This window comes from Bradyrhizobium sp. AZCC 2230 (assembly GCF_036924495.1).
In the GTDB taxonomy this organism is placed as follows: domain Bacteria; phylum Pseudomonadota; class Alphaproteobacteria; order Rhizobiales; family Xanthobacteraceae; genus Bradyrhizobium; species Bradyrhizobium rifense.
In genome coordinates, this window is sequence record NZ_JAZHRS010000001.1 from 5012745 (window position 1) to 5038191 (window position 25447).

Sequence of the window (25447 nt, forward strand, 5' to 3'; positions counted from 1 at the left end):
AACTGTCAGGCCTTCCGAAAGAGGATCCGCCATGCGCCGCTCCGTCCTGTCCCTGCTCGCCGCCACCACCGCCCTGACGCTGGCCTTTGCCGCACCGACCCGGGCCGCGGAAGACGCCGTCGTGATCCCTGCCCCCACAGTCGACGCAGCACCCGCGAATGGCATCCAGACCGCGGTGATCGCCGGCGGCTGCTTCTGGGGTGTGCAGGGCGTGTTCCAGCACACGGCCGGTGTCGTCAACGCCGTCTCAGGCTATGCCGGCGGCACCAAGGCGACCGCCGATTACCAGACCGTCTCGAGCGGCCGGACCGGCCACGCCGAGTCGGTCGAGATCAAGTTCGACCCGAAGAAGATCTCCTACGGCAAGATCCTCCAGATCTACTTCTCGGTGGCGCACGACCCAACCCAGCTCAACCGCCAGGGACCGGACAGCGGCACCCAATATCGCTCGGCGATCTTCACCACCTCCGACGAGCAGAAGAAGGTCGCGGAGGCCTATATCGCCCAGCTCGACGGCGCCAAGGTGTTCAGCAAGCCGATCGTGACCAAGGTCGGCACGCTGGAGGCGTTCTACCCGGCCGAGGGCTACCATCAGGACTATCTGACGCTGCACCCGAACCAGCCTTACATCGCCTATAACGACATCCCGAAGGTCGAGAACCTGAAAAAACTGTTCGCGGATAACTACATTGAGAAGCCGACGCTGGTGAGCGCCAGCAAGGCCACCAACTGATCGCGAGATCGCCAAAGAAACGGGAGACCCATGCCCGACACCAAGACGAAAACCACCGACGACAAGGTCATCAAGAGCGAAGAGCAGTGGCGCCGCGAGCTGTCGCCGATGCAGTACGCGGTGCTGCGCGAGAAGGCGACCGAGCGCCCCTTCTCCGGCGAATATGAGCACGACCACCGTGCCGGAACCTATGTCTGCGCCGGCTGCGGCAACGTGCTGTTCGAGTCCGACGCCAAGTTCGACTCCGGCTGCGGCTGGCCGAGCTTCACCGCGCCTGCGGTCGAGAGCCATATCGACGAGGAGCGGGATGCGACGCACGGCATGATCCGCACCGAGGTGCTCTGCTCCAAATGCAGCGGCCATCTCGGCCACGTCTTCCCGGACGGACCGGGGCCGACCGGCCTGCGCTACTGCATCAACTCGGCGGCGCTGAAGCTGGAGCCGAAATAAGATTGCGCGCCGCCGGGTTCCCCGATGGAACCCGGCGGCGCGATGTGCTTTTCTTGTCTGGCGGTGCAGCCGTTGAGCGTCATCCGGCGGCCGCCAGGGAGGACGCCATGTCACTTGGGACCATCCTGATCATCCTGGTGATCATCTATCTCTTGGGCGGCTGGTCCGGTCGGATCGGCGGTTATGGCTACGGCATGGGCCATTCCGGCATGGGGATCGGCGGCGTTGTTCTGGTGGTGCTGCTCGTCCTGCTGCTGCTTGGCAAGCTGTAAATCATATAAGTCGCTGAAATTATTTAATTTTCTGCGGTTGCGGACCTGCCATGCATGGATTCATCATCTCCCATCGCAGGGGTCGCATTTCTGTCAAAACGGCCTATATTAGAGGACGAAAATGATGTGCGGCGGGCCCAGCCGAGTGTGGCCTCCGCCCTCCCAAACCCCACGCGCTTAAAGCCCCAGACAAGATCACGAGGTCTTTGACCATGCGTCCACTGCGTCCGTTCAACTTCAACACCTCCGCCGAGCTCTTTCCCGCCGCCATCCGCAAGAAGAAGCGCGCGGGCTTCACCTATCGCCGGTTCGGCACCGCGGCCGAGGCCGTGCAGTTCGCGATGGAGCAGTTGCCGACGGATTCGCTGAATGGCGCGTACCTCCAGGTCGAGGAAGCCCGGTTCGACCAGAACGGCATCCGCTCGCTCTATGAGAGCGAGGCCTTCCCGCTGCCGCGCCACCGCAAGCCGGAACCGGTCGCCGAGACCGACGCCGACGCGGCGTAAATTTCGCAAAACTCCGATGTGCGTGGAAAGCGCGACGGCCGAAAGGCTGTCGCGCTTTTTGCTTTTCATAGGGGCGGGATTCAGAGGCGCGGCTGCTTGTCGAGCCAGCGGCGCAACAGGCGCACGTTGCGCATGTTGGCGCGGAACATGACGTCGAAGGCGTCGCCCACGAACGGCACGATGCCGACCACGCCGTCGACCGCGACATTGCCGAGCATCCGCGCGGTGATGTACCAGGGCGCGCCGAGCGCACGGGCCTCGCGCACCAGCCACAGCGAGATCGCGGTGGTGATGATGTCGCCGATCACAGGGATCAGGCCGATCAGACCGTCAATGCCGTAGCGAATATTGGTGCCCGGCAGGATGAAGGCGACGTCGAGCAGCTTTGCGATCGCCTCGAGCCGCGCGATGCGTTGCTCGCGCGTCAGGTTGCCGAACGGGTTGCCTTGTCCGAACTCGAAGCGAAACTCCTGAAACCCCTGCTCCAGGGTTTCGGGACGAATCTGTTCAGGGCGGATCTCCTGGCCGTCCTGATCAATGATCGGTCCGCGCGCCGCGCGGTCCGAAAAATCGGCGCGCGACTGCGTCCCTGAGCGGGATCTGCGTGGCGCGAGAATGTTGTCATCGGGCATGGTCATGGCCATTGGGGAACGCGCGAGCGCAGCAGAGGTTGCTGCGCCGCGCCTTGAGGTCGCGCGCTCAGCTCGCCGCCGCCGCGGGCTGCGGCTCCTCGACATAGCGATGCACGAGCCAGGATGACAGCACCGCCGGCACGAAACCGACCAGGCCGTACAGGATGAACTGCACTGCGCCTGAATCCGCCCCGCGTGAGCTGTAGGTGAACGCGGCGAGGATGAAGGCGATCAGGCCGACCAGCAGCATCCGCAGCCCCGGCCCGATGCGCCTGATGTGAAGCAGGATGTCGTCGACCGCGCCGATCATCAGCGACGGCAGGAAGCCGAACAGATAGCTGTATTGCAGCGTCTTGAAGAACACGACGAACAGCTTGCCGACCTCGCCCCAATTGGTCTGGGTCCAGTAGCCGGACTGGTAGGTCGTCGTCAGCAAAAGCAGAAACCCGCCCACGAACGGACCGACGAGCGCGAACACCAGATAGCGTTTCATCAAGGACTCCTCATACGCAGAGGGATTTATAGCAGCGTGGCCGGAACCTTGGATAGCGGGGTTGCGGCTGTTCGGGGGAACAAGTGGCAACGCGGCGGGTTCAGACTGGACCCTTAAATTCCTTGTCAGATTTGGAGCCGCCGATGTCTCGTAAACTGTTGTTGCTGGCGACGATCACGTTTACGGCCCTCGGCGGCCTGTCGAACGCACCCGCCTTTGCGCAAGGCCATATGGGCACGCCGCAGGAGCAGAACGCCTGCTCGCGCGACGCCTCGCGGCTGTGCCGCAAGGACCTCGGCAATGACGGCGCGGTGCAGGGTTGCCTTCAGGCCAACCGCGCCAAACTGTCGAGATCGTGCAGCAAGGTGTTCGAGAGCCACGGAATGTAAGATCGGCACGCAAGTTGCGCGCGACGTTTTGCGTGACGGTCGCGCAACAGCTGCGAATTCCTTCGCGTCGCCCATTGCAGCTTCGTAACAATCGCGCATACTCGAATCGGGCGGCGCAGCACTTTTCGATTCGAATATCAAGAAATCGAGCGACCACATGCGGGATTCAGTTCCCGGCGTGAAGGCTGTGACATGCGGCAGATCAAGCCGCGTGCGGCGCCCCAAAACCAAGTGGTTCAAGCCACCGAACTCGGGGACGCATTGTTCATGACACGCACCATCGCTACGCTCTTCAAGACCACCGCTTCGCTGTTGGCCTTCGCCGCCATCACGTTCCAGACTTCACCCGGCTTCGCCTTCTCGTCCGAAGCGCAGCAGATGTGCTCGGGCGATGCGATGCGGCTGTGCTCCAGTGAAATCCCGGACATCCCGCGCATCAGGGCCTGCATGGTCCAGAAAAAAGCGCAGGTCAGCCCCGGCTGCCGTGCCGTGATGGACCGCGAAGCGGCCGCCGCAGCGGCATCGCGCAAGCGGGAAGCGGCCGCGCAGTAGGGCCTAGCGAATTTCGAGTAGACCGCTGCCCGTTGGAGGGCTCTGTTCACCTCTCCCGTAGGGAGAGGTCGGAGCGCATCGAAGATGCGATCCGGGTGAGGGGTTACAGTCTCACTGAACGTTGCGGCCCCTCACCCGGATTGCTTCGGACGATGCTTTGCATCGCCGAGCGCAATCCGACCTCTCCCCGCTGGGGAGAGGTAAGCAAGCCTAGTCGCCCCACTGCGCGAAGGCGTCGTTGAAGGCGCGCTCGCCGGGGGCGCCCTTCTCGATGGCGATGATGGCGCGGCGCTGGTTGGCGTAGACCAGCGGCACGTCGAACCACGAGCGCTCCTTCAGGAGCTGGACGTTGCGGGCGCGGTCGGCGTCGACATTGGAGAGGCCGACCAGGAAAAAGCCGTCGGTGACCTTGACCGCGAGGCCCGCGAGCGGCGTGCCGCGCGCCTGCTCGTTCGACTTCATCAGGATGCCCGGCACGTTGGAGACGCTGCCGCCCGGAAAGTCCGGCGGCAGGATGAAGGTCAGCTCGGCCGTGTGGCTCGCCGGGAGCGACGAGTCGGTGTTGCGGCGGAACGACATCGTCATCTTGAACTTGCGGTCGGGGATCTCGATGTCGGCGCGCACGGCGATGTCGGCCTTCTGGTTGCCCGACGCCTTGATCGGCTCGAGCCGCCACACCACCGAGCCGACATATTGCTTGCCCTTGGGGTCGGACGGATCCTCGTCATAGAGCACGACCTTCTGCGCAACCGGCGCGGCCGGCTGGTCGCTGGCCGAGGGCTGGCCGACGCGATCCGGAATCTTCGGCTTGCTCTGCGGCTGCGAGGCATCCTTCGGCGCCTCGACCACCTGGGTGGGCGAGGACTTGAACAAATTGGTCGCGATCTGGACCAGCTGTTTGCCCCAGAGGATGCCGGCGCCGACCAGGATCAGCACGATGCCGATGGCGATCGCGCTCTTGAACGGGAAGATCGAGCCGGCGCGCTTGGGCTTTTTGGCACCGCGGTCGGCTGCGATCCGCGGACGCGGCGACGGCGGCTGGGCCTGCGGCGCGTAGCGCTCGGCCTCCTCCATCGACTCGTCATAGGAATAGGGCGCGTCGGGTTCGGCGGCGCGGTTTTCCAGGCTCGGCTCGAGCCGGTCGAATTCCGGCGAGGGCGACGGCACGTTGGCGTAGGTGCGGCGCGCGGCGCGGTTGGCCTGCGCGGCGGCGCCGCCGAGATCATTGACGTCGGCGGTGATGTCGCGGAAGCCACGCACGCCCGGCGCCGGCGGCAATGGCGGCGGCGGTCCGGCATCAGACGGACGACGCGGAGGAGAGCGCCCGGCCGGCGGCTCCGGCGGACCAGGCTGGCGCGGCGCATCGAAACGCGGGGCGCGGGGCGGACGCGGAGCATCGTTCTGGTCGTCGCCGCCAAGCGGCGGGCGCGGCGACGGCGCGGCCGGACGCGCGCGCGGCGGAGCCGGTGGAGGGGATGCGGTCGGGTTGTGGTCGGCTGCGCGGGCGCTGGCCCGGCGGAACGCATCGCCGCTGCCGCTCCCGCTGCGGGCGCCGCCACCGGGGCGCGAGGCCTCGCGGGCCCGCTGGGCGGCTTCCGATTCGACCTTGCGAACGGCCTCTTCCAGCGACAGCCGTTCGCGGGTGATCTCGGATTCGGAGAGCGGCGGCTGCACGCTGCGCAGCTGCGCGATCAGGGCCGTGCGCGCCCGCTCATAGAGCGCGCGCCGGCTTTCGCCGGGAGCGTTGGGGTCCAGGGCGGCAATAGCACGGGCGATCAGCGGATAGTAATCAGCCATTTCTACTCAACTATATCCGCGGCCTGGTAAGAGATCGTTAAGCCTCAAACGGATTTTGCACCAGGATAGTATCCTCGCGTTCGGGGCTGGTGGAAAGAAGTGCGACCGGGCACCCCACCAATTCCTCGATCCGGCGGACATATTTGATGGCCTGGGCGGGCAGGTCGGCCCAGGACCGCGCGCCGGCGGTCGGCTCCTTCCAGCCCTCGATGGTCTCCCAGATCGGCTCGACCCGGGCCTGGGCCCCCTCGCCGGCCGGGAAATAATCGATCTCCTTGCCGTCGAGCTTGTAGCCGACGCAGACCTCGATCGAATCGAAGCCGTCGAGAATGTCGAGCTTGGTCAGCGCCAGGCCGTTGATGCCGCAGGTCCGCACGGTCTGGCGGACCAGCACGGCGTCGAACCAGCCGCAGCGGCGCTTGCGCCCGGTATTGACCCCGAACTCGCGGCCGCGACGGCCGATCTCCTCGCCGATCTCGTTCAAGAGCTCGGTCGGGAACGGCCCCTGGCCGACCCGGGTCGTATAGGCCTTACAGATGCCGAGCACGTAGCCGACCCCGCCCGGACCGATGCCCGTTCCGGTCGCGGCCTGCGCCGCCACCGTGTTGGACGAGGTGACGTAAGGGTAAGTGCCGTGGTCGACGTCGAGCAGGGCACCTTGCGCGCCTTCGAACAGGATGCGCTTGCCGGCACGCCGCTCGATGTCGAGCAGGCGCCACACGGTCTCGGCGTAGGGCAGCAGCTGCGGCGCGAACGCGGTCAGCTCCTTCAGGATCTCGTTGCCGTCGAACTCCGGCAGGTTGAGGCCGCGACGCAGCGCGTTGTGGTGCGCAAGCAGCCGGTCGATCTTGTGCGGGAGCGTGTCGAGGTCGGCGAGGTCCATCAGCCGGATCGCGCGACGGCCGACCTTGTCCTCATAGGCCGGTCCGATGCCGCGGCGGGTGGTGCCGATCGCGGTCGCAGAATTGGACGATTCGCGCAGCGCATCGAGCTCGCGATGGAGCGGCAGGATCAGGGTCACGTTCTCCGCGACGCGCAAATTCTCCGGGCCGACCGCGACGCCCTGATTGCGCAGCTTGGCAACCTCGTCGAGGAAGGCCTGCGGATCGAACACCACGCCGTTGCCGATCACCGCCAGTTTAGACGGGCGCAGCACGCCCGAGGGCAACAGCGCGAGCTTGTAGGTCTCGCCGTTGATGACCAGCGTATGGCCGGCATTATGGCCGCCCTGGAAGCGCGCGACGATGTCCGCCTGCTCCGACAACCAGTCGACGATCTTGCCCTTTCCTTCGTCGCCCCACTGGGCGCCGACGACGACAACATTGGCCATTCGCGGGTAATCCTTCGAAGAATTTTCTCTATATGCGCATGATCCAAACGGAAAACCGGTACCCACTTTTCCTAAGATCATGCCTGCGCCCAGCCCAATTCCCGGCTTGGAGCCGTTCGTATGCGGGGCAGCCAACCGGATAAAGGAAGCAGCCTCTCTAGGCAAGCAAGAAGCGGGCTTTTTGAGGACCCAATGCCCGATCCAAGCCCTTGATATCCCCGGAAAATCCGGAAATCTTCCAAGGCCATGCACCGACCTCGACCAAAGCGCTAGGCACAGCGTCGGCCGCTGCATGGTCGCGATGCGCCCGCCCCCGTTGATGCAGCCCCGATTTCCGTGTCTTTGAACGGGGCCGGGTTTCGACCGGCCCGGATGCCGCCGGGCTGGTGGCCTTGGTGCATTCCACCGCGGGGCCATAACAATCACAATGTCCGCCACCGGCCAGACCACGAGCGCCGACACATCCGGCCAGCACTGGATTGCCAACCAGCCTTATCTCCTGCTCGGCATCACCGCGCTGTGCTGGGCCGGCAATGCGGTCGTGGGGCGCCTCGCCGCCGGCCACATCCCGCCGGTGACACTGTCCTTCCTGCGCTGGACCTTCGCCTTCCTGCTGGTGCTGCCGTTCGCCTGGAAGCATCTCGCCCAGGACTGGCCCGCGATCCGCGAGAAACTCGGCCTGATGATCGTGCTGTCGATCACCGGCATCGGCGCCTTCAACACCCTGCAATATTGGGCGCTGGAGCATACCCAGGCGCTCAACACCCTGCTGTTGCAGTCGGCAGCACCTTTGGTCGTGGCGCTGTGGTCGCTGGTCATCCTCGGCATCCGCCTCACCGCGGTGCAGGCCTTCGGCGTGGCTCTCTCGATGTGCGGCGTGCTCATCATCCTGCTGCACGGTGATATCACCACGCTGTCGAACATCGCCTTCAACAAGGGCGACCTGATCTTCATCGTCGCGCTGATCATCTTCGCGCTCTATTCGGTGCTGACCTTGAAGCGGCCGCCGATCCACGGCCTGTCGTTTCTCGCCTTCACCTTCGGCGCCGGTGCGGCCTGCCTCATTCCGCTGGAGATCTGGGAATTGTCGGCGCGTCCCGTCATGAAGCTCGACGGGCCGAACCTGCTCACCCTGTTCTATGTCGCGGTGTTTCCCTCGACGCTCGCCTATCTCTGCTTCAACCGCGGCGTCCGCCTGATCGGCGCCAACCGCGCCGCGCCGTTCTTTCACGTCGTGCCGGTGTTCGGCTCGATCATGGCGATGGCCTTCCTGGGCGAGCACCCGCAGGCGTTCCACTTCATCGGTTTTGCGCTGGTGCTGTCCGGCGTGTTCGTGGCGTCACGGAAGCAGGCGACCTGAGTTGTCCAGCGGATGGATGGGTAACAAAATAGACCGGATGGATGGGTGACACTCGTTCATGATTTGGTCGGCTGCGGCGCTGCGCTAGCGCAGCGCCGCAGCTTGCGTGTTTTCTGGTCAATGATGCCAATCGGCACGTCGAAGAAGCGCACTTGCCAGTGTCCTTCCTTGGTTTCCTCGACGGCAACCGCTTCACCGTCGAGAGCGCTGCAGATGTGGACGAAGTCGCCACGCCATTTGATCTCGCCGTTGGAGCGGACTTGGCGCACCGCGGCTTCGGCTGGATAATCTGGTTCTGGAAGCCGCTTTGGCATCGCACGAGGCGAAGGCTGATACACGCTGGCAGGCGGCCGCTGACCAAGCGACTCATGGGGCCGTTCTTCGTTGTAGTCGCGCACAAATGCCGCGAAGCGACGAGCCTGCGCGGCCCGCGTTGGCGGCGGGGGCCGCATGGCTTCCAGAAGTGTGAGGTGAAAGCGCTCGTGCCGGCCGTTCTGCTGCGGATGGCCAGGATCAATCCGTTCGTGGCGGATGCCAAGCTTGATCCACCATACCGACAGCGCCGTCAGACCCGTGGTCCCGGTCGAGGCGAACGGCGAGCCGTTGTCCGAGCGGATGATCTGCGGCAAGCCGTACTCGCGAAACGCCCGCTCCAGCAGCGGTTGGCATTCGGCATGTTGCGTGCTGCCCGTCGTCGCCAAACTAATCAAATAGCGGCTGAAGCCATCGGTCGCCGTGAAGGGCTCAACCCGAGAGCCGTCGCCCAGTCGGATCCAGCCCTTGTGATCGAGCGCCCATACGTGGTTGGCATGCTGAGGTACCGTCAATTGCCCCATCCGCGGCGGCGCACGTCGTCGGACCCGACGGCTGCTAACCAGTCCCGCCCGTTTAAGGATCTCGCCTGCCGTCGAGGCCGATGGCCAATCGACATCCTCTTGGCGAGCCTCAAGCTTGCTCACGATCTTGCGCGGCCCCCAGCTCGGCCGCTCAAGCCGCAGCCCCACAATCGCATCCACGATGTGCTGCGGCGTCGCGCATCCATGCACCCGCGCGGCGTGCGAACGATCCGCAAGCCCTCCAGCCCCTTCCAACCGGTAGCGCTCCAACCATTTGTACCCGGTCTTACGGCTAATCTCGTAGCGCTCGCACAGCTCCGTCATCGTCCACGATCCGCTTCGCTGATCCGCGATGAAGCTAACCCGTTGGTCCATTGCGCAGCTCTCTCGCCAAGGCATCGGCTGATCCTCCCAGCCGACAGAGAACTGTCACCTATCCATCCAGTCTACTCTGTTACCTATCTATCCGGTCTGGACAGAGTTCTTCCTTCTCCCCTTGCGGGAGAAGGTGGCATAGGCGGCCTTCGGCCGCCGTTCTTAAGAACGCCGAAGCAAAGCTTCGGCTATGGCGCCGGATGAGGGGTATCTGTCGACTGACAAACTGCGCGTGAGGAAAGAGACCCCTCACCCGTCTCGCCGCTCCGCGGCGAGCCACCCTCTCCCACAAGGGGAGAGGGGAAGAAGCGCGCGCCGAGCGACTGACAGCAACTACTTCGTCTTGAATTTGCTGTACGCCTCGCTCGTCGCAATGATCACATGCTCGGCGCAGCCGTTGACGCGATGCGGGTCGGCATCGCGCTCGTAAGCCTCCGACGTCATCATGTCGAGGAACGCCGCGACGGACGGATAGAACACCAGCGCGACGAAATCCCAGTCGTTGCCCGCATGCGGGCCGAGCGCGATCGCCCTGGCCTCGCCGGTCCACAGCAGCGTGCCGCCGCGCGCCTTGATCATCGGCACGGTGATCGCGCTGTAGCGCAAATACGCATCCCAGCCGGAGCCATCACCGTCGCGCGAGCGCGCGTGAAAGCGCATCAAGTTCAGCATCACCACCGGCGCATGCCGGTCGAGCCGTTCCAGGCCCACAATGTTCAACATATTGACCGCCAAAGGCACCTCCCCGGGTCGCGCCTGCATTGTAGCATTGCGGCGGCGTGACTTGTGTCACGATGGCAATCCGGCGCAAGGTCGTATGTGACGCCAATGACGATCGCTTCGCCCGCGCCACCTGCCTCGAATCCGGTCAGCTGGCTCAACAACCAGCCTTATCTGCTGCTGAGCCTGAGCTCGCTGTTCTGGGCCGCCAACATCGTGCTCGCGCGCCATGTCGGCGCGCATGTGCCACCGCTGACGGTGACCACGATCCGCTGGTTCGGCGTATTCCTGATCCTGCTGCCGTTTTCCTGGCCGCATCTGAAGCGCGACTGGCCGGCCTTGCGCAAAAGCCTGCCGCTGATGCTGTTCCTGTCGCTGGTCGGCTTCGCCTTCAACAACGCGATCTCCTACTGGGCCCTGCAATATACCGAGGCGCTGAACGCGCTGCTGATCCAGTCGGCAGGTCCCCTGTTCGTGGCGCTGTGGTCGCTGGTGCTGTTCGGCGTACGGCTGACCCGCGGTCAGCTCGCCGGCATCGCGATCTCGCTGTTCGGCGTGCTGATCATCATCCTGCGCGGCGATCTTGCGGCGCTGGCAAGCATCTCGTTCAACAGGGGTGACATCATGTTCGCCTCCTCGCTGGTGGCGTTCGGCATCTACTCCGCCTTCATCCCGCGCCGGCCGAAGGTTCATCAGCTGTCGTTTCTGTCCTTCACCACCTGCTGCGGCGCCTTGATGCTGCTGCCGACGGCGGTCTGGGAGGCGTGGTCCGGCAATGTCATGCAATTCGACACCGTGACGCTGCTGACGCTCGGCTACATCCTGATCTTCCCCTCGACGCTCGCCTATCTGTTCTTCAACCGCGGCGTCGCGCTGATCGGGCCGAACCGCGCCGCGCCGTTCTTTCATCTGGTGCCGGTGTTCGGCTCGGCGATGGCGATCGTCCTGCTCGGCGAAAAGCTCCAGCCGTTTCATTTGATCGGCTACGCGCTGGTGCTCGCCGGCGTCGTCATCGCCTCGCGACAAGGTTCGGCGGTGAAGTAATTCCGCTGCACGCGGACGCGGTGCGCTCGTGTCCCGGACGCGCTGCGGCACGCAGTGACGCCGCGCAGAGCCGGGACCCAGTTTGCCGCGGCATGGGCCCCGGCTCTGCAGCGCACCGCTGAAGAAGCGCTGCGCTGCGTCCGGGGCACGAGACCAAGTTAACTCGCACCTTCCGATTTCAACGAGGAGACGCTAGGTTCCCCGCCAACGAAAAAGGGGGAACGTCCGAACATGCTGTCTTCGCTCATGCGCGTCCTGCGTACCGCCGGCGCCGCCGCGCTGTGTCTCGCCGCCGCATCCGCCGCGCAGGCCGATAATTGGCCGGGCCGCAACATCACGCTGGTACTGCCGTTCGCGGCCGGCAGCGGCACCGACACCACGACGCGGCTGATCTCGCAGCATCTGTCGCAGGCGCTCGGCGTCGGCATCGTCATCGAGAACAAGGCAGGCGCCAACGGCATGATCGCGGCGACCTATGTCGCGCGCTCGGCGCCCGACGGCTACACGCTGCTGGTGACGACCAACACCACGCATTCGGCCAATCCCTATCTGCTCAAGAGCCTGACCTACGATCCGGTGAAGGATTTCACCCCGATCGCGCGCACCGGCGATCTGCCCTTCATGCTGGTGATCCACCCGGACGTGCCGGCCAAGACCGTCGCCGAGCTTGTCGCTTACGGCAAGGCCAATCCGGGCAAGCTGAGCTACGCCTCCGGCTCGTCCTCGGCGATCGTCTCGGGCGCGACCTTCGCGCACAATGCCGGGCTCGACCTCCTGCACGTACCCTACAAGAGCTCGCCGCCGGCGCTCAACGACGTCATGGGCGGCCGCGTCTCGATGATGTTCGTCGACATCCTGACCGGCCTGCCGCATGTCCAGGGCAATGCGTTGCGGGCGCTCGCCGTCACCACCAAGGACCGCACGCCGCTGATCCCCAGCTTGCCTTCGATGCAGGAGGCCGGCGTGCCGGACTTCGACATCTCGTCATGGCAGGGCTATTTCGGCCCCGCCGGCATGCCGAAGGAGATCGTGACCCGGCTCAACGCCGAAATCCGCAAGATCGTCGAGAAGCCCGAGATCAAGGCCCAGCTCGCCACGCTCGGCATGGACGCCTTCTCCGGCACGCCGGAGCAGCTCGGCACATTCGTGAACGAGCAGCTGGTGCTGTGGGAGCGGCTGATCCGGGACGCGGGGATCGAGAAGCAGTAGGCGCTCTCGTAGGGTGGGCAAAGCGAAGCGTGCCCACCGAGACCTCAGCAAACTCAAAGAGAAAAGGTGGGCACGACGCTTCGCATCTTTGCCCACCCTACGAATTCAGCGCCAGGAATTCAGCGCAAGAATTTACGCCGCACGCACCTTCGCGAGGAAGCCATCCACCGCGCTGCGTAGCGCGCCGGACTGGCTGTCCAGCTCGCGGGCGTTGGTCAGCACGTCGCTGGCCGCACTGCCGGTCGCTTCCGCGGCCGAGGTGACGCTGCCGATATTGGCGTTGATCTCGTTCGAGCCGGCCGCGACCGATTGGATGTTGCGGGCGATCTCGCGGGTGGCCTCGCCCTGCTGCTCGATCGAGGCCGAAATGCCGGCGGTGATCTCGCTCATCTCGGCGATGGTCTGGGTGATGCCGCCGATCGCTGCGACCGCATCGCTGGTCGAGGTCTGCATCGCCGCGACCTGCGCGGAGATTTCCTCGGTGGCCTTGGCGGTCTGGTTGGCCAGCGCCTTGACCTCGGAGGCGACGACGGCGAAGCCGCGGCCGGATTCACCGGCGCGCGCCGCCTCGATGGTGGCGTTGAGCGCGAGCAGATTGGTCTGCGCCGCGATCGAATGAATGAGCTTGACCACCTCGCCGATCTTCTCGGCACCGGTCGAGAGCTCCTGCACCGTGGCGTTGGTGCGCTCGGCGTCGCTGACGGCGCGGCTCGCCACTTCGGTCGAGCGCGTCACCTGGCGGGAGATTTCCGTAACCGAGCTCGACAGCTCCTCGGCGGCGGCGGCAACCGTGCCGACATTGCCCGAAGCCCTCTGCGAGGCCGCACCGACCGTTGCCGCCCGCGACGAGGCATCGCTGGCGGTCGCAGTCATCGACTGCGCCGTGGCCTGCATGCCCGTTGCGGCCGAGGAGACCGAGCGGACGATGCCGTTGACGCTGCGTTCGAAGTCGCTGGCGATGCCCTCCATCGCACTGCGACGTTCCGCCGCGGCACGCTCCTTGGCCTCGGCCTCGGTCTTCTCGAGGTCGCGGATACGGACCGCATTGTCCTTGAAGATCTGGACGGTCGCAGCCATCGCACCGACCTCGTCGCCGCGGCCAACGCCGGGGATGTCACCCTCGAGCTTGCCGTCGGCGAGATCCTTCATGCGCGTGCCGAGCAGTGCCAGCGGACGACTGATGCTGCGGCCGATCATCCAGGCGACGCTGCCGGCGACGATGACGATGCCGAGCATGGCGAGGCCGAGCAGCCAGTAGACCGGGCCCATCTTCTGGTCGATGTCCTCGAGATAGGCGCCGGTGCCGAGATACATGTCGAAGCCGGGGACGGCGACGGCGTAACCGATCTTGCGGATCGGCGTTTCCTGGCCGGGCTTGACGTATTCATAGTACAGCAGGATCGAGCCGTTGGCCTTGACGCCGTCCATCAGCTCGACCGACAGCTTGCGGCCGTTGGTCACGACGTCCATGCGGTTGGTGCCGATCTGCTTCGGATCGGGCGCGAGCTGGGTGATGCCGTCATAGGTCGTGCCGAACAGATAGCCGGAGCCGTTGTCATAGGTCATCGCATTGCCGTAGCGGCGAAGCTCGGCGAGCGCGGCATCCTTCGTCATTTCGCCGGCATTGACCCGCTTCACCAGGGTGGCCGCGTAGTTGCGGCCCATGTCGACGATCGCCTTGGTCTGGTCGATGCGTGCATTCACCATCTCGCGCTTCATCAGGTAGCCGGCGAGAACTCCGGAAATGCACAGGCCGAACAAGGTGACGCCGACAAGGATGCCCAGCTTGGGGGCGATCTTCAGATTGCTCAACTTCACGATGGGCTCCTCGAACGCGCGGATTCGGCGCTGGTTATTTCTGATTTGAATCAATTTTTAGTGCAGGACCCCTTAGCAAGTTACTTACACGCCTCCGTAGAAGCCCGGACGATGCCGGCAAAAACGGCAAATAATCATCAGCCGGCAACCGGCGATTGTACGCGGTCGCGCCGATTTCGCGTAAAAGACGCAAAGGCCCGCCCAAAGGTGCGGGCCACAACAAGAACCGACAAACCAAATCGGGAGCAGGAAATGCCGAAATACAGGGTGGTGACGCCGAAGGGCGCGAGCTTCACGGTCGCGGGCAGCGATTATTCCTACGAGCGCGAGGCGCTCGATCCGATCGATGCCGAGATCGTCGAGGCGCCGGCCAACGAGGCGGAGTTCATCGCCGCCGCCAAGAATGCCGACGCGATCTACGCCAAGGGCATCCCGATCACCAAGTCGATCATCGACAGCTTGGAAAACTGCAAGGTCATCACGCTCGGCTCGGTCGGCGTCGATAGCGTCGACGTGAAGGCGGCGACCGCGCGCGGCATTCCCGTCACCAACATCCCCGACACCTTCATCGAGGAAGTCGCCGACCACGCCATGATGCTGCTGCTCGCCGGCTTCCGCCGCCTGGTGGAGCAGGACAGGATGGTGCGTACCGGCCGCTGGACCGAGGGCCGGCCGGCGCTCTTGAAGATCCCGCGGCTGATGGGCCAGACGCTCGGCTTCGTCTCGTTCGGCCGCGTCGCGCGTGCAGTTGCGAAGCGCGCCGCCCCGTTCGGCCTGCGCATGATGGCCTACGATCCCTTCATCCAGGAAACGCTGATGTGGGACCATGGCGTCATCCCGGCGACGCTGAACGAGGTGCTGTCGCAATCCGACTTCGTCTCGATGCACGCGCCTGCCCGGCCCGAAGTGCATCACATGCTGACCGAGAAGCATTTTCGGCAGATGAAGAAGGGCTCGGTCTTCATCAATACCGGGCGCGGCGCCACCGTCGACGAGGAGAGCCTGATCAAGGCGCTGCAGGAGGGCTGGATCGCGCATGCCGCGCTCGACGTGCTGGAGAAGGAACCGCCGTCGCACAACAACCCCATCCTCGGCATGGAGAACGTGACCCTGACCGCCCATGTCGCCTCGGCCTCGGCACGGTTCGACGAGGCGCGCAAGCGCCGGGTGGGCTACGAATTGTCACTGGTGCTTCAGGGCATGTGGCCGGTAAGCTGCGTGAACCCGTCGGTGCTGCAAGACACCGCGCTCCGCCGCTGGCAACCTGTCGGCATGGACCGCGGCCCGAACAGCTAAGGCGGCTGGCCGCAAAGAGCGCGCCGAAAGACCGACAAGAAACCGAAACGGCCCTTCACCGGCGATCAACGCCGGGAAGGGAGACATCATAGGGAGGAACTGATGAGGAACGACATCACACGTCGTGATGCCTTGGCGCTGGGCCTGTCCGCTGCAACGGTCGCTGCCACTGGTGTTGCAGCGCACGCTCAATCCGCGATCAAGGCTGCCGACGTCCCCGCGCCGAAACTGCCGATCGAGAAGGGCGCAAGCTTGCGCATGCTGCGGCCGGTGCGCTTCGTCCAGGCCGACGAGGACGTGTTCCGCGCCAATGCGGCCAAGTTCACCAAGGAGACCGGTGTCGAGGTCAAGGTCGATTTCGTCGGCTGGGAGGACATCAACCAGCAGACCGCGGTCACCGCCAATTCCGGCGCCGGCCCCGACATCATCATCGGCTTCTCCGACGCACCGCACATCTATGTCGACAAGCTGATCGAGCTGACCGACGTCGCCGACTATGCCGGCAAGCGTTACGGCGGCTGGCTGCCGCTGGCGCAGCGCTACGGCAAGAAGAACAAGAGCGACACCTGGATCGGCCTGCCATTCGGCGCCACCGCGGGTCCCCTGATCTACCGCAAGTCGATCCTGCAATCGGTCGGCTTCGACAAGGTGCCGGAAGACCATGCCGGCATCCTCGACCTCTGCCAGAAGCTGCAAAAGGCCGGCAAGCCGGCGGGCTTCGCGCTCGGCAACGCCAAGGGCGACGGCAACGGTTTTGCGAGCTGGGCGCTGTGGTCGCACAACGCCGCCCTGCTCAACGAAGAGGGCGACGTCATCATCAACAGCAAGGAGACGATCGCCGCGCTGAACTGGGTCAAGCAGCTCTACCCGACCTTCATCGCCGGCACGACGTCGTGGAACGACGTCAGCAACAACCGCGCCTATGCCGCGCAGGAGATCGCGCTGACGGCCAACGGCGTCTCACTGTATTTCTCGCTGAAGAACGATCCGGCGACCAAGGCGATCGCCGACGACAGCGAGCATCAGCTGCTGCCGAAGGGCGTGGCCAAGGTCTCGCCGATGGCTGGCCTGACGCTGAATGCCATGGTTTTCAAGCACAGCCAGTACCCCAACGCCGCAAAGGCCTTCCTGCAATACATGCTGGAGAAGGACCAGTACGAGCCGTGGCTCAACGCCAATTCCGGCTACTGGGCGCAGCCGCTCGCGGCCTATGCCGAGGCCGCCGTGTGGGCGCAGGACCCCAAGGTGAAGCTGTTCAAGGACACCATGAACAGCACCTATTATGACGGCTATGCGGGCCCGATCTCGACGGCGACCGGCGCCGTCAGCGCCGACTACGTGCTGATCCAGATGTTCGCGTCGGTTGCGACCGGCGCGGCCACGCCGGAGGCCGCCGCCGCAGAAGCCGAGCAGCGCTGCAAGCGGTATTTCAGGCGGCAGAAGTAGCGGCCGACGAAACAGCGACCGTCATTGCGAGGAGCGAAGCGACGAAGCAACCCAGACTGTAGCCGCGGAAACAGACTAGATTGCTTCGCTTCGCTCGCAATGACGGATGTGGTGACTTTCTCAGACAGGACAACGCACCGATGTCCGTGACTACACTTCCTCCTCTCGCCCTCGTCCAGCGGCAACCGAACTGGCTGGTGCGCCTGTTCGATTACAAGCCATTCCTGGTCGTGATGTGCCTTGCGCCCGCGATCGGGCTGCTCGCGGTATTCCTGACCTATCCGCTTGGGCTCGGCCTCTGGCTCGCCTTCACCGACACCACGATCGGCCGGAAGGGCGAGTTCATCGGCCTGGAGAATTTCCAATACCTGCTCACCGATCCCTTGTGGTGGAACGCGGTGTTCTACAGCGTGGTCTATACGGGCATCGCGACCTTCGGGAAGTTCGCGCTCGGCTTCTGGCTCGCGCTGCTGCTCAACAACCATTTTCCGTTCAAGAGCCTGCTGCGCGCGATCATCCTGCTGCCCTGGATCGTGCCGACGGTGCTGTCGGCGCTGGCGTTCTGGTGGATCTACGACCCGCAATTCTCGATCATCTCCTATCTGCTGGTCGACGTGCTGCACTGGCGCACGAGCAATATCGACTTCCTCGGCTCGCCCTGGCCGGCGCGGTTCTCGCTGATCGCGGCCAACATCTGGCGCGGCATTCCCTTCGTCGCGATCTCGCTGCTGGCGGGCTTGCAGACCATCTCGCCCTCGCTCTACGAGGCCGCGATGCTCGACGGCGCCAGCGCCTGGCAGCGCTTCCGTTACATCACCTTCCCGATGATGATGCCGATCCTCGCCATCGTCATGACCTTCTCGATCATCTTCACCTTCACCGACTTCCAGCTGGTCTACGCCATCACCCGCGGCGGGCCGGGCAACTCGACGCATCTGCTGGCGACGCTGGCGTTCCAGCGCGGCATCGCCGGCGGCGAGCTCGGCGAAGGTGCCGCGATCGCGGTGTCGATGATCCCGTTCCTGGTGTTCGCGACGCTGTTTTCCTATTTCGGCCTGGCGCGCCGCAAATGGCAGCAGGGAGAGAGCAATGACTGACACCGTCGCGCAAGCCTCCACTGTGGCCAACGCAAAAGCGGCGCCCGACACCATGGCCTGGGATTCCGGGCTGCGGCGGCTGATGATGATCTATCTGCCGCTCGGCTGCTTCGTGCTGATCCTGCTGTTTCCGTTCTACTGGATGGCGATCACGTCGTTCAAGCCGAACGCAGAGCTGATGAACTACAAGGAGCACAATCCGTTCTGGATCACCTCGCCGACGCTGGCGCATATCAAGCACCTCCTGTTCGACACCGCCTATCCGCGCTGGCTGTGGACGACGATGCTGGTCGCGATCGGCTCGACCACGTTGTCGCTGATCGCGAGCACGTTAGCTGCCTATGCGATCGAACGCCTGCGCTTCCGCGGCAGTCCTTATGTCGGCCTCGGCATCTATCTCGCCTATCTCGTGCCGCCGTCGATCCTGTTCATTCCGCTCGCCACCGTCGTGGTGCAGTTCGGCCTGTTCGACTCGCCGCTGGCGCTGATCCTGGTCTATCCGACCTTCCTGGTGCCGTTCTGCACCTGGCTCCTGATCGGCTATTTCAAGTCGATCCCCTATGAGCTCGAGGAATGCGCGCTGGTCGACGGTGCGACCCGGCTGCAGATCCTGCGACGGATCACGCTGCCGCTCGCGGTGCCCGGCCTGATCTCGGCCGGTATCTTCTCCTTCACGCTGTCCTGGAACGAGTTCATCTACGCGCTCGCCTTCATCCAGAGCGGCGCCAACAAGACCGTGCCGGTCGCGATCCTGACCGAGCTCGTCACCGGCGACGTCTACCAGTGGGGCGCACTGATGGCGGGCTCGCTGCTCGGCTCGCTGCCGGTTGCGATCTTCTACTCGCTGTTCGTGGACTATTACGTGTCCTCGCTGACCGGCGCGGTGAAAGAATAGCCGGTGCCTGCGGCGTTTGGCCCGGTTTCACAAAACTGCAATATGCGGTCCGCATAAGACGGCCTCCGTTAACAGGAGACGCACATGCGCGCGACTTTTCTCAGCACCGTCGCAACGATCATTCTCACCGCGAGCACGGCGCTCGCGCAGAGCGAGGGCGAATTCCCGGCCAAGCTCGCCGGCCACGTGGTGATGCCGGCCGCGACCTTCATCGACGCGCCGGCTGATGCGCCCGCCGATCTCAAGACCTCGGGCAAGTACACCACCGGCAAGCGCGTCGACGCGCTCGGCACGGTGATGGGCAAGTCGTTCGAGCGCTCGACCGGCATCTCGCTGCCGTTCAAGGGCCAGCCGCTGCAGGGCCATTCCGGCATCAAGAAGATGCCCGACGGCAGCTTCTGGGTCATCACCGACAACGGCATGGGCGCGCGCGCCAACTCGCCGGACTCGATGCTGTACCTGAACCGCTACAAGATGGATTGGGCCAGCGGCAAGATCGAGCGCCAGGAGACCGTCTTCCTGCACGATCCCGACAAGAAGGTGCCCTTCCGCATCGTCCACGAGGACACCGAGAAGCGCTACCTCACCGGCTCCGACTTCGACACCGAAGGTTTCCAGATCATCGGCGACACCTTCTGGATCGGCGATGAGTTCGGCCCCTACGTCCTGAAGGCCGACAAGACCGGCAAGATCCTCGCCGTGTTCGAGACCATCGCCGACGGCAAGCCGGTGCGCTCGCCCGACCATTGGGCGGTCGGGACGCCGGGCGCGCCGGGCGCGACCTACACCAACGTCAACCTGCGCCGCTCCAAGGGTTTTGAAGGCTTTGCCTCGTCGAAGGACGGCAAGTTCCTCTACGGCCTGCTCGAGGGCCCGCTATGGGATGCCGACAAGAAGGATTGGGAGCGGGTCGACGGCAAGGAAGCCTCCCGCATCCTCGAATTCGACGTCGCCGCGGAAAAATTCACCGGCCGCTACTGGCAGTATGTGTTCGAGCAGAACGGCAACGCCATCGGCGACTTCAACATGATCGATCCGAGCGCCGGCCTCGTCATCGAGCGCGACAACGGCGAAGGCACGCCCGACAAGGCCTGCCCGGCGGGCACCCGCGGCGACAACTGCTTCCCTGACGTCGCCAAGTTCAAGCGCGTCTACAAGATCGAGCTCTCGGAGGCCAATGTCGGCAAGCCCGTGCGCAAGATCGGCTATATCGACCTGATGAAGATCCAGGACCCCGACAAGAAGGCGCGGAAAGCCCTCAATGACGGCGTCTACACCTTCCCGTTCTTCACCATCGAGAACGTCGATCGCGTCGACGACACTCACATCATCGTCGGCAACGACAACAATCTGCCGTTCTCGTCGAGCCGCGATCCCAACAAGGCCGACGACGACGAGTTCATGCTGCTCGACGTCGCGGATTTCCTGAAGGCGAAGTAAGGCCGGGTCTCTCTTCCCCCTCTCCCCGTTCTTACGGGGAGAGGGTTGGGGTGAGGGGCTCTATCCACAAGGACGGTGAGAGTTGGACTCGTGGAGAGTCCCCCTCACCCGAATTCGATCTGCGATCGAATTCGACCTCTCCCCGCAAGCGGGGCGAGGTAAGAAAGCGCCGCCAGCGGCGAGAAACTAACCCGACGGCGCGATCACCATGCTCTTGTCCTTCGGCCAACGGACGCGCCAGGCGAAGTTGATGTCCTTGACCTCGCCGGGCTTGGCGTCGAACGACCATTCCAGCACGCCGCGCTTGTCACGGATGTCTTTGGCCGTGGGCGGCGTGGTCGCCGGCAGCATCTCGACGACGATTTCCTCGTTCTCGCTGACCGGCAGCTGATCCTCGATCGCGACATGAATCGGGAAATCGTGGCCGTTGCGAACGGTGGTCTTGAACGCGCGCTCGTCGGTCTTCGATGTCGTCACGATCAAGCCGGCCGAGCCCTCGTTGCGCTCGAGCACTGCGCGCTCGACCTTGACCTTGTCGTCGGCGCCGAAGCCAAGCCGCACGATGTCGTCCTTGGCCGAGGCGGAGAGTTTGCCGCGGCCGACGAAGACGCCGTCGCGATAGATCGCGACCTTGCCCGGCAGCAACGTCGTGTCGTCGGTCTGCTTGAAGCTGGCTTCGAGGAAGGCGGTGGGATCCAGCACCGGCGCGGCGCGCACCGCGAGATCGGCGGGCACGCTCATCGAAGCGATGCGCAGGCTCTTGGCCCCCTCGGCTGCGCCGAGGCTGACACGGCCCGGAATTTTGAAGATCGCCTGGAAGCCGCCGATCTCGGCGGCGGCCTGCTGTTCATCGGCGCGCTCGCGCAGCTCGGGCGTTTCAGCGGCCTTAGACATGGGCTCGAACTGCGCCGAGCGCTGGCGGACGCTTGGCGCAGGCCGCGCCAGATCAGAGGCCGCACCGAGCGCCATTGGCTTCGGCGGTTGCGGATATTGCGCGACCAGCGAGTTCAGCTCAGGCGCGCTGCCGCCGCGGCCAATGCGGACCGTGGAAACGCCGAGCGTGACGTTGGACCAGTCCTCGCCGGTCGATTGCGTGACCTCGGCGCGGCGGACAAGCTCTAGCTGCGGTTTCCGATCCTTCGCTCCGGTGTCGAGCCGGGCGTCATAGAGCGGCATCCAGCGCGCATTGCGCACGGCGTAAGTGACGCGCAGCGTCGCTTTCGTCGCTGCTGTCGAGGCGATGTCGATCCGCACCTCCAGCTTGCTCGGTGGCTTGGCCGAACGATCCGCTTCGAGTTGCGCGATCTGGCGATCGATCTCGCGCTGCTTTCGTGCGGCATCGCGGATCGCCGTTTCAGCGGCCGCGACCTCCTCGGCCACGGCGGTGAAGGCCGCGCGCCACTCGGTGATCGGGCGCGCCTCGCCTTTGTCGCCGAGGCCGGCGGGCGAAGCTTCGGCAAAGCGCTGCGCGAATTTGCGCCGGGCGGCCGCCGCATCGATCGCGCCTTGCAGGTCGCCGCGCTCGTCCTTCAGCGCCTCGATGCGTTTGTCGAGCTCGGGCAGATTGACCGGCGGCGCCGCACGCGGCGGCCGCGCGTCGACGGTGCCGATCGTGAGCTTGGCGCCCGCCTCGCCCTCGACGCGGAGGGAGGACGGGTCGAGCGAGAGCGGAAAATCCCTGGCGACCAGCGTGCTGTCGCCGGAGGCGAGGTCGATCGCGATCACGCGGGTAACGGTGGCGCCATCAGGATAGACCGTGACGGTGTCGATGGCCGATGTGGCGTCCACATCGGCGGCCCATGAGGGCGAGGCGAGCGCTGCGGTCACCAGGACCAGGCTCGTCGTCGCCAGACATCTTGCGATCGTGCGCATCAAACTTCTCCCTGCCGATATCGCCGCGCCGCCAGCCGGACGCTGCGAGAACATGCCACGCCATCGTGGTGAGACGCGGCAGGGAAGGAACCGGTTCGATTGGGGTTTCCGTTGGGCGCAGCCGCGGCGGCACCATGGCCGCGAAACAACGGCGAACCTCAGGCCTGGCCGGGCGAACCCTGGCCGAAAATGCGGCGGAGCAGATCGGTCACGTTGCGGGCGCCGGCCTTCTTCAAGATGCTGGCGCGATAGCCCTCGATCGTGCGCGCGCTCAGATGCATTCGTCGAGCGACCTCCTTGTTGGTCAGGCCGGCGGCGAGATGCGCAAGCACATCGCCTTCGCGCGCGGTCAGGGGCTCGCAACCGGGCAGCCAGCGCTGCCGGCTCGAATCGGGCTGAACGGATTCGTCGATCGCGGCGTCGATCCGGCCGACGACGTCGTGGGTGCGAAACGGCTTCTCGATGAAATCGGCCGCACCGCTCTTGATGGCGTCGACCGCCATGGCAATGCTGCCGTTCGCCGAAGTTACCAACACCGGCGCCATGCAGTTTTCCTCGCGCAGGCGCTTGAGCACGTCGAGGGCGGAGCGATCTGGCGGCATCTCCAGCAACACGCAGGCCGGCATCCGCGCCTTGGCTTCCGACAGCAGCGATGCGCCGTCGGCGAAGCAGATCACGTCATAAGCGCTCTGCTGGAGCGCGTCGGACAATTGTTCGCGGGAGGCGGCGTCGGTTTCAATGACGAATACCTCACCCTTGGAAAGCATGTTTCCCGGCATAATCCCGATCCAGTAATGTCTTGGTCAAATGGCACGTGACGGCCGGAGGCCCCATCGCGCCCCGCCGTCATGAGCACGGCATTCGCGCCGGTGCTTCGCTTTCCCTTATGTATGTTCCGCCCTGTTCCCGGATTTGACGGATCGGGACAGAAACTTTACATTTCGGGACATCTGCCGGAATGGCTGCCAGGAACAGGTCGCATGACCGACCTCATTCGCAGCGCAGGCTTGAGCTGTTACCCGGAGGTCGCCCGGTCGGTCGGGCTCGACCCCAGGCAGATGATGCGCAAGGTCAGACTGCCGCTGACCATCCTCGACAAGCCCGATACACCCATTGCGGTCCCAGCCTTGCGTCGCCTGCTCGAATTGTCGGCAGCGGAGTCCGGTGCCGAGGATTTCGGCCTACGGCTGGCCGAGCGCGGCGGCCTGACCAATTTCGGCGCGGTCGGGCTGATCGTGCGCGAACAGGCGACCGTCGGCGAGGCGATCGAGGCATTCTCCCGCTTCATCCACGTCCATCACGACGGCATGAAGCTCGACGTCGTCAGGGACAAGCAAACCGTGACCGTCACATTGCATCTGCGCGGGCGGCAACCGACGGCCCCACGCCAGTCGATCGACATGGCGCTGGGCAGCGTTCATCGCATCATCCAGTCGCTGTTCGGCAGCGACTGGCGGCCGCAGGAGGTGCACCTGCACTACCCGCCGCCGCACGATCGCAAGCGCTACCGCGACTTCTATGGCTGCCGCGTGATCTTCAACGCGGAGGAAGACGCGATCCTGCTGTCGGCGCACGACATGGAGCGGCGGATCCCGAGCGCGCATCCCCTCATCGCGAACTATTTGCGCAAGCGGATCGAGGCGATCGAAAACCGGCCGGCAAGCTGGGAGGAGAAGGTCGACGAGGTCGTGCGCCTCCTGCTCGCGAGCGGCGACTGCACGGTCGAACGCGTGGCCGAGCATCTCGCCTGCACCCGTCGCACCATCCACCGGCATCTCGCCGAAGCCGGCACCAGCTTCTCGGCGATCCTCGATGCGCAACGCGCCGATCTCGTGATCCAGCTGATCGAGGATCCCGCCCGACCGCTGGCGGATATCGCCGCACAGCTCGGCTTCTCTGCACAGAGCGCGATGGCCCGCTGGTTCCGCGGCCGCTTCGGCTGCACCATCACCGACTGGCGCAAGGGCGTGCGGCCGCTGGCGAAGCCGGCCGATGTCGCGTCGGCGTCAGCCGCTTAAAGGGCCGCGGCCCCGCCTCATACTCCGTCATTCCTAGCGCAGCGAAGCAATCCAGAGTCCCTCCGAGGAAACAGCCTGGATTGCTTCGTCGCAAGAGCTCCTCGCAATGACGGTTTGGAGACAGTGCGCTCCACCCAAACGAAAATGGCCGGGACGATGCCCGGCCATTCCTAATCGTTCGCGATCGTTGCCTTACGTGTTCTTCAGCGCGACGCGGAATTCGGCCTCGGTCTTTTCCTTGACCTCGTCGAGCGTGACGCCGTCGGCGAGCTCGATCAGCGCCATGCCGCCGTCGCCGTGCTTGTCGATGGTGAACACGGCCAAATCAGTGACGACCATGTCGACCACGCGCTCGCCGGTCAGCGGCAGATTGCACTTCTTCAAGAGCTTGGCGCCGTCCTTGGCGGAATGCTCCATCACCACGACGACGCGCTTGACGCCGGCGACGAGGTCCATCGCGCCGCCCATGCCCTTGACCATCTTGCCGGGGATCATCCAGTTGGCGAGATCGCCGTTCTGGGCCACCTGCATGGCGCCGAGGATCGACAGATCCATGTGGCCGCCGCGGATCATGCCGAAGGAATCCGCGCTGGAGAAATAGGCGGTCGACGGCAGCTCGCTCACGGTCTGCTTGCCGGCGTTGATCAGATCGGCGTCCTCTTCGCCCTCATAGGGGAACGGGCCCATGCCGAGCATGCCGTTCTCGCTCTGGAGGCTGACGTCGACGCCGTCAGGGATGTAGTTCGAGACCAGCGTCGGGATGCCGATGCCGAGATTGACGTAATAGCCGTCACGCAATTCCTTCGCGGCGCGCGCAGCCATCTGTTCACGGGTCCAGGCCATGTGACTCTCCTGTTTTAGTTAGCG

The 25447-nt window shown here is 64.8% G+C and carries 25 protein-coding genes; 15 read left to right on the top strand and 10 right to left on the bottom strand.

The genetic code is table 11. The features are described from left to right. Positions 1–31: 31 nt before the first annotated feature. The 4 genes from msrA to V1280_RS24070 all read left to right on the top strand — a co-directional run bounded on the left by msrA (position 32) and on the right by V1280_RS24070 (position 1961). Positions 32–733, top strand: a complete 702-nt coding sequence (gene msrA, locus V1280_RS24055) for a peptide-methionine (S)-S-oxide reductase MsrA (RefSeq protein WP_334529734.1) — start codon at positions 32–34, stop codon at positions 731–733. A 30-nt stretch (positions 734–763) separates the two neighbouring features. Then, on the top strand, positions 764–1183 hold the full coding sequence (msrB, locus tag V1280_RS24060; RefSeq protein WP_334529736.1) for a peptide-methionine (R)-S-oxide reductase MsrB: 420 nt from the start codon (positions 764–766) through the stop codon (positions 1181–1183). Positions 1184–1290: 107 nt separating this feature from the next. Next, positions 1291–1455: a DUF3309 family protein gene (locus V1280_RS24065; protein WP_187436663.1), complete on the top strand. Its 165-nt coding sequence runs from the start codon at positions 1291–1293 to the stop codon at positions 1453–1455. Positions 1456–1667: 212 nt separating this feature from the next. Then, complete coding sequence (locus V1280_RS24070) at positions 1668–1961, top strand: hypothetical protein (protein ID WP_027532521.1); 294 nt, start codon at positions 1668–1670, stop codon at positions 1959–1961. Between the two features lie 80 nt (positions 1962–2041). On the opposite strand, the gene V1280_RS24075 is transcribed toward V1280_RS24070, so the two are convergent. Both V1280_RS24075 and V1280_RS24080 read right to left on the bottom strand, forming a co-directional pair. Next, positions 2042–2599 (bottom strand): DUF4112 domain-containing protein, encoded by a 558-nt coding sequence (locus V1280_RS24075; RefSeq protein WP_334538400.1) that lies wholly within the window; start codon positions 2597–2599, stop codon positions 2042–2044. 61 nt (positions 2600–2660) lie between these two features. Next, the gene (locus V1280_RS24080; RefSeq protein WP_334529743.1) at positions 2661–3086 is read right to left on the bottom strand and encodes a DUF5413 family protein; all 426 of its coding nucleotides are present in this window, start codon (positions 3084–3086) and stop codon (positions 2661–2663) included. Positions 3087–3229: 143 nt separating this feature from the next. On the opposite strand from V1280_RS24080, the gene V1280_RS24085 reads away from it, so the two are divergent. Both V1280_RS24085 and V1280_RS24090 read left to right on the top strand, forming a co-directional pair. Further along, positions 3230–3475 carry a hypothetical protein gene (locus tag V1280_RS24085; RefSeq protein WP_334529746.1) on the top strand — a complete coding sequence of 82 codons (246 nt, stop codon included), beginning with the start codon at positions 3230–3232 and terminating at the stop codon, positions 3473–3475. 192 nt (positions 3476–3667) lie between these two features. After that, positions 3668–4027 (top strand): hypothetical protein, encoded by a 360-nt coding sequence (locus V1280_RS24090; RefSeq protein WP_334529749.1) that lies wholly within the window; start codon positions 3668–3670, stop codon positions 4025–4027. A gap of 210 nt (positions 4028–4237) precedes the next feature. On the opposite strand, the gene V1280_RS24095 is transcribed toward V1280_RS24090, so the two are convergent. Together V1280_RS24095 and V1280_RS24100 are read right to left on the bottom strand one after the other, a co-directional pair. Next, positions 4238–5824 carry a hypothetical protein gene (locus V1280_RS24095; protein ID WP_334529752.1) on the bottom strand — a complete coding sequence of 529 codons (1587 nt, stop codon included), beginning with the start codon at positions 5822–5824 and terminating at the stop codon, positions 4238–4240. A gap of 37 nt (positions 5825–5861) precedes the next feature. Further along, positions 5862–7154, bottom strand: coding sequence for an adenylosuccinate synthase (locus V1280_RS24100; protein WP_334529755.1), 1293 nt, complete (start codon positions 7152–7154; stop codon positions 5862–5864). A gap of 427 nt (positions 7155–7581) precedes the next feature. Between V1280_RS24100 and V1280_RS24105 the strand changes: the two genes are divergently transcribed. Next, complete coding sequence (locus V1280_RS24105; protein WP_334529758.1) at positions 7582–8514, top strand: DMT family transporter; 933 nt, start codon at positions 7582–7584, stop codon at positions 8512–8514. Between the two features lie 56 nt (positions 8515–8570). Here the strand turns inward: V1280_RS24105 and V1280_RS24110 are convergent, their stop codons facing one another. Together V1280_RS24110 and V1280_RS24115 are read right to left on the bottom strand one after the other, a co-directional pair. Further along, on the bottom strand, positions 8571–9725 hold the full coding sequence (locus V1280_RS24110) for an IS481 family transposase (protein WP_334529761.1): 1155 nt from the start codon (positions 9723–9725) through the stop codon (positions 8571–8573). A gap of 333 nt (positions 9726–10058) precedes the next feature. Then, positions 10059–10448: a DUF1330 domain-containing protein gene (locus V1280_RS24115; RefSeq protein ID WP_334529764.1), complete on the bottom strand. Its 390-nt coding sequence runs from the start codon at positions 10446–10448 to the stop codon at positions 10059–10061. Positions 10449–10553: 105 nt separating this feature from the next. Here V1280_RS24115 and V1280_RS24120 point away from each other — a divergent pair, with 105 nt between their 5' ends. Continuing rightward, positions 10554–11489 carry a DMT family transporter gene (locus tag V1280_RS24120; protein WP_334529767.1) on the top strand — a complete coding sequence of 312 codons (936 nt, stop codon included), beginning with the start codon at positions 10554–10556 and terminating at the stop codon, positions 11487–11489. Between the two features lie 231 nt (positions 11490–11720). Next, on the top strand, positions 11721–12698 hold the full coding sequence (locus tag V1280_RS24125) for a Bug family tripartite tricarboxylate transporter substrate binding protein (RefSeq protein WP_334529770.1): 978 nt from the start codon (positions 11721–11723) through the stop codon (positions 12696–12698). Positions 12699–12830: 132 nt separating this feature from the next. Here the strand turns inward: V1280_RS24125 and V1280_RS24130 are convergent, their stop codons facing one another. After that, the gene (locus V1280_RS24130; RefSeq protein ID WP_334529772.1) at positions 12831–14516 is read right to left on the bottom strand and encodes a methyl-accepting chemotaxis protein; all 1686 of its coding nucleotides are present in this window, start codon (positions 14514–14516) and stop codon (positions 12831–12833) included. Positions 14517–14768: 252 nt separating this feature from the next. Between V1280_RS24130 and V1280_RS24135 the strand changes: the two genes are divergently transcribed. From V1280_RS24135 to V1280_RS24155, 5 genes are all read left to right on the top strand, one after another. Next, positions 14769–15812 (top strand): C-terminal binding protein, encoded by a 1044-nt coding sequence (locus V1280_RS24135; protein ID WP_334529775.1) that lies wholly within the window; start codon positions 14769–14771, stop codon positions 15810–15812. A 102-nt stretch (positions 15813–15914) separates the two neighbouring features. After that, complete coding sequence (locus tag V1280_RS24140) at positions 15915–17258, top strand: ABC transporter substrate-binding protein (RefSeq protein ID WP_334529777.1); 1344 nt, start codon at positions 15915–15917, stop codon at positions 17256–17258. 140 nt (positions 17259–17398) lie between these two features. Further along, positions 17399–18355, top strand: coding sequence for a carbohydrate ABC transporter permease (locus V1280_RS24145; protein WP_148771942.1), 957 nt, complete (start codon positions 17399–17401; stop codon positions 18353–18355). Next, complete coding sequence (locus tag V1280_RS24150; protein ID WP_334529783.1) at positions 18348–19250, top strand: carbohydrate ABC transporter permease; 903 nt, start codon at positions 18348–18350, stop codon at positions 19248–19250. Before V1280_RS24145 ends, V1280_RS24150 begins: the two co-directional genes overlap by 8 nt. 84 nt (positions 19251–19334) lie before the next feature. Continuing rightward, positions 19335–20690 (top strand): esterase-like activity of phytase family protein, encoded by a 1356-nt coding sequence (locus V1280_RS24155; RefSeq protein ID WP_334529786.1) that lies wholly within the window; start codon positions 19335–19337, stop codon positions 20688–20690. A gap of 186 nt (positions 20691–20876) precedes the next feature. Here the strand turns inward: V1280_RS24155 and V1280_RS24160 are convergent, their stop codons facing one another. Next, the gene (locus tag V1280_RS24160) at positions 20877–22562 is read right to left on the bottom strand and encodes a mucoidy inhibitor MuiA family protein (protein WP_334529789.1); all 1686 of its coding nucleotides are present in this window, start codon (positions 22560–22562) and stop codon (positions 20877–20879) included. Between the two features lie 158 nt (positions 22563–22720). Further along, complete coding sequence (locus V1280_RS24165; RefSeq protein WP_334529792.1) at positions 22721–23341, bottom strand: response regulator transcription factor; 621 nt, start codon at positions 23339–23341, stop codon at positions 22721–22723. A gap of 201 nt (positions 23342–23542) precedes the next feature. On the opposite strand from V1280_RS24165, the gene V1280_RS24170 reads away from it, so the two are divergent. Then, positions 23543–24580, top strand: coding sequence for an AraC family transcriptional regulator (locus V1280_RS24170; RefSeq protein ID WP_334529795.1), 1038 nt, complete (start codon positions 23543–23545; stop codon positions 24578–24580). 192 nt (positions 24581–24772) lie between these two features. Here V1280_RS24170 and V1280_RS24175 read toward each other — a convergent pair whose 3' ends face one another. Continuing rightward, a complete protein-coding gene (locus tag V1280_RS24175; RefSeq protein ID WP_334529798.1) occupies positions 24773–25423 on the bottom strand; it encodes a CoA transferase subunit B in 651 nt (216 codons plus the stop codon). Between the last annotated feature and the right edge of the window lie 24 nt (positions 25424–25447).

Coding starts and splice junctions, on each gene's coding strand:
- V1280_RS24165 (WP_334529792.1), bottom strand. CDS start 23,341: ATGCCGGGAAACATGCTTTCCAAGGGTGAGGTATTCGTCATTGAAACC.
- V1280_RS24120 (WP_334529767.1), top strand. CDS start 10,554: ATGACGATCGCTTCGCCCGCGCCACCTGCCTCGAATCCGGTCAGCTGG.
- V1280_RS24175 (WP_334529798.1), bottom strand. CDS start 25,423: ATGGCCTGGACCCGTGAACAGATGGCTGCGCGCGCCGCGAAGGAATTG.
- V1280_RS24155 (WP_334529786.1), top strand. CDS start 19,335: ATGCGCGCGACTTTTCTCAGCACCGTCGCAACGATCATTCTCACCGCG.
- V1280_RS24160 (WP_334529789.1), bottom strand. CDS start 22,562: ATGCGCACGATCGCAAGATGTCTGGCGACGACGAGCCTGGTCCTGGTG.
- V1280_RS24100 (WP_334529755.1), bottom strand. CDS start 7,154: ATGGCCAATGTTGTCGTCGTCGGCGCCCAGTGGGGCGACGAAGGAAAG.
- V1280_RS24115 (WP_334529764.1), bottom strand. CDS start 10,448: ATGTTGAACATTGTGGGCCTGGAACGGCTCGACCGGCATGCGCCGGTG.
- V1280_RS24170 (WP_334529795.1), top strand. CDS start 23,543: ATGACCGACCTCATTCGCAGCGCAGGCTTGAGCTGTTACCCGGAGGTC.
- V1280_RS24085 (WP_334529746.1), top strand. CDS start 3,230: ATGTCTCGTAAACTGTTGTTGCTGGCGACGATCACGTTTACGGCCCTC.
- V1280_RS24065 (WP_187436663.1), top strand. CDS start 1,291: ATGTCACTTGGGACCATCCTGATCATCCTGGTGATCATCTATCTCTTG.
- msrA (WP_334529734.1), top strand. CDS start 32: ATGCGCCGCTCCGTCCTGTCCCTGCTCGCCGCCACCACCGCCCTGACG.
- V1280_RS24150 (WP_334529783.1), top strand. CDS start 18,348: ATGACTGACACCGTCGCGCAAGCCTCCACTGTGGCCAACGCAAAAGCG.
- V1280_RS24140 (WP_334529777.1), top strand. CDS start 15,915: ATGAGGAACGACATCACACGTCGTGATGCCTTGGCGCTGGGCCTGTCC.
- V1280_RS24095 (WP_334529752.1), bottom strand. CDS start 5,824: ATGGCTGATTACTATCCGCTGATCGCCCGTGCTATTGCCGCCCTGGAC.
- V1280_RS24080 (WP_334529743.1), bottom strand. CDS start 3,086: ATGAAACGCTATCTGGTGTTCGCGCTCGTCGGTCCGTTCGTGGGCGGG.
- V1280_RS24105 (WP_334529758.1), top strand. CDS start 7,582: ATGTCCGCCACCGGCCAGACCACGAGCGCCGACACATCCGGCCAGCAC.
- V1280_RS24070 (WP_027532521.1), top strand. CDS start 1,668: ATGCGTCCACTGCGTCCGTTCAACTTCAACACCTCCGCCGAGCTCTTT.
- V1280_RS24075 (WP_334538400.1), bottom strand. CDS start 2,599: ATGACCATGCCCGATGACAACATTCTCGCGCCACGCAGATCCCGCTCA.
- V1280_RS24110 (WP_334529761.1), bottom strand. CDS start 9,725: ATGGACCAACGGGTTAGCTTCATCGCGGATCAGCGAAGCGGATCGTGG.
- V1280_RS24145 (WP_148771942.1), top strand. CDS start 17,399: ATGTCCGTGACTACACTTCCTCCTCTCGCCCTCGTCCAGCGGCAACCG.
- V1280_RS24135 (WP_334529775.1), top strand. CDS start 14,769: ATGCCGAAATACAGGGTGGTGACGCCGAAGGGCGCGAGCTTCACGGTC.
- V1280_RS24125 (WP_334529770.1), top strand. CDS start 11,721: ATGCTGTCTTCGCTCATGCGCGTCCTGCGTACCGCCGGCGCCGCCGCG.
- V1280_RS24090 (WP_334529749.1), top strand. CDS start 3,668: ATGCGGCAGATCAAGCCGCGTGCGGCGCCCCAAAACCAAGTGGTTCAA.
- msrB (WP_334529736.1), top strand. CDS start 764: ATGCCCGACACCAAGACGAAAACCACCGACGACAAGGTCATCAAGAGC.